The following is a 2,466-nucleotide window of genomic DNA, read 5'->3' as shown; positions in this document are numbered from 1 at the left end:
CCAGCGAGCCGACGGCATTGGTCTTGGGATTGAGGCCGGAACGCAGCAGGTTCCAGATCTCGACCGGCAGCGTGGTGTCGAAGCGGGTGAGCAGGAAGGAGATCACGAATTCGTCCCAGGAGAAGGTCATCGACAGGAAGAAGCCGGCGAAGATGGCCGGCGCCATGACCGGCACGGTGATCAACAGCAGCACCTTCCATTCCGGCGCGCCGAGGTCGCGCGCGGCGCGCTCGATGTTGATCTGATGGTCGCCCATCTGGCTGTAGATGATGGCAAAGCACAGCGGCAGATTGATCACGACATGGCCGATGCCGGCAGCCAGTAGCGATTTCGGTACGCCGGCCCAGTTGAACAGCACCAGCAGCCCCATGCCGATGATGAGATAGCTGACCGTCAGCGGCAGGGTGATCAGCCCGCGCAGCAGGCCGGAGCCGGGCAGGACGAAGCGGGCAAAGCCCCAGGCGGAAAGGAAGCCGAGCGTCACGGCGGCGAGCGACGAGATGGACGCGACCAGCAGCGAATTGACCAACGCCGAAGTCAGCCGTGGGTCCGAGAGCACCGCGTCGTACCAGCGCAGCGACGGGCCGGTGAAGGGCGGGATCGGGAACGACGTCGCCTGCAGCGAAAACAGTACCAGCACGATCACGGGCAGGAAGATGAAGCCGTAGACGGCAAGCGCGTAGAGCCAGGAGGCGATGCGGACAATCCTGCGCATCTCAGGCCCGCTCGATCTTCAGCCAGTGGGCGCAGGCGAGATAGGCGATGGTGACCACCGCCATCAGGATGATCGACAGCGCCGAGGCCAGCGGAAAGTCGCCGCGCCGGCCGATCTGCATCATCACCAGCTGCGGCATCAGCAGCTCGTTGTTGCCGCCCAGGATCTGCGGCGTGATGTAGTCGCCGATGCACAGCACGAAGGTGAGGAAGGCGCCGACCATGATGCCGGGCAAGGTCAGCGGCAGCACGACATGCAGGAAGGTTCGCACCGGCCCGGCGCCGAGATCGGCGGCCGCCTTGCGGTAGCTCGGGCTGAGCTGCTTGAGATTGGCGAAGATCGTCAGCGTCAACAACATGACGAAGAAGTGCACGAAGCCGGTGATGGTGGCGAAACGCGTGTTGGCGAGATGCACAGGCTCGCTGATGAGGCCGGAGCCGGTCAGCGCCCGGTTTATGACGCCGTTCTGCGCCAGCACCAGCAGCCAGGAATAGGAGCGCACGACATAGGAGGTCCAGAACGGCAGCACCGCCAGCATCAGCGCCAGCCGCTGCCAGCGCTCCGGCACCTGTTCGGCGAGGATCCAGGCGAAGGGATAGGCGAGCAGCACCGAGACCACGGTGACGATCGCGGTCACCTCAAGCGAGTTCACCATCGCCTGCCAGTAGGAGGGGTTGGTGAAGAATTGGCTGTAGTTGGACAGCGTGAAGCCGCCGCCCTCATGCGCCGTCAGGCTGGAAAACCCCATGGCAATGAACGGCAGCACGAAGAACAGCAGCGTCCAGCCGAGCGCCGGCGTGACCAGCGCCCAGGGCAGAGCAGAGCTCGCCCGGGGCAGGGTATGGCCCGCCCGGGGCAAGGGGTTGTTTCCAGCCGAGCTCATGAGCGCTATCGGCTCATTTCGCCTGCAGCATTTCGGTCCACATGTCCTGCATCTTCTTGTCGAGATCGGCGTTCGGCGCCGGATAGGCCTGGGCACGCGTCAGGAAGCCCGGCTGTTCGTCGAAGCGCAGCACCTTCTTCTGGTCGTCGGTCAGTGCTGCCTTGGTGTTGGCCGGCATGCCCCAGTAGCAGGAGGAGGTGGCAAGCCGCGCCTGGCCCTCCGGGCTCATAATGTACTGGATGAACTTCAGCGCCATGTCCTTGTTCTTGGAATCCTTGAACATGGCCAGCGACTGCGACCACAGAACCGCACCTTCTTTCGGGATGGAGAAGTCCAGCGCCGGGTTTTCCTTGGCTAGGCCCGCCGTCACCCATTCGCCGCCGCCGACCAGTATGTCGACCTCGCCCGTCGCCAGCGCCGTCTGGCTGGCGGTCACTTCGCCGACCAGCTTGGCATTGGCTTTCATCTTCAAGAGCTCGTCCTTGAGGGCGGGCAGGTCGGCTTCGGTGAGATCGGCCGTCTTCTTGCCGATCGCCAGTGCGGCCATGCCGATGACCGGCAGGTAGTAGTCGTAGATGGCGACCTTGCCCTTGTACTTGTCGCCGGTCAGGGCCGCCATCGACTGCATGTCGGCCGGATCGACCTTGGTCTTGTTGTAGCCGATCGTGTTGTAGCCGAACTTTTCGGTGATGCCGTAGCGCTTGCCGCCGACCATGGTGGAGCCGTTCATCTTCACCTGCGCAAACAGGTCGGCCAGCGGCAGCTTGTCTTCCGGCAGCGGCTCGAACAGGCCTTTTTCGACGCCGCGCGGCACGTCGATCGAATCGATCACCATCACGTCCCAGTCGCCCGGCTGCGACTGTTCGAC

General features: G+C 63.9%; 3 protein-coding genes. All 3 read right to left on the bottom strand.

What is annotated here, in order from left to right; genetic code table 11:
- The coding region (locus ENZ74_RS29010; protein WP_164761287.1) for an ABC transporter permease at positions 1 to 715 on the bottom strand (715 nt) is incomplete at its 3' end.
- 1 nt (position 716) lies between these two features.
- Positions 717 to 1,598, bottom strand: a complete 882-nt coding sequence (locus tag ENZ74_RS29005; RefSeq protein WP_063168083.1) for an ABC transporter permease — start codon at positions 1,596 to 1,598, stop codon at positions 717 to 719.
- A 13-nt stretch (positions 1,599 to 1,611) separates the two neighbouring features.
- Positions 1,612 to 2,466, bottom strand: an 855-nt coding sequence (locus tag ENZ74_RS29000) for an extracellular solute-binding protein (protein ID WP_127313193.1), incomplete at its 5' end; no start/stop codon positions are given.

It is taken from the genome of Mesorhizobium sp. M7A.F.Ca.CA.002.15.2.1, from assembly GCF_003998715.1.
GTDB lineage: Bacteria > Pseudomonadota > Alphaproteobacteria > Rhizobiales > Rhizobiaceae > Mesorhizobium > Mesorhizobium ciceri.
The sequence above is the reverse complement of the archived record's forward strand: the minus strand, read 5'-3'. Positions and strand labels throughout refer to the sequence as shown.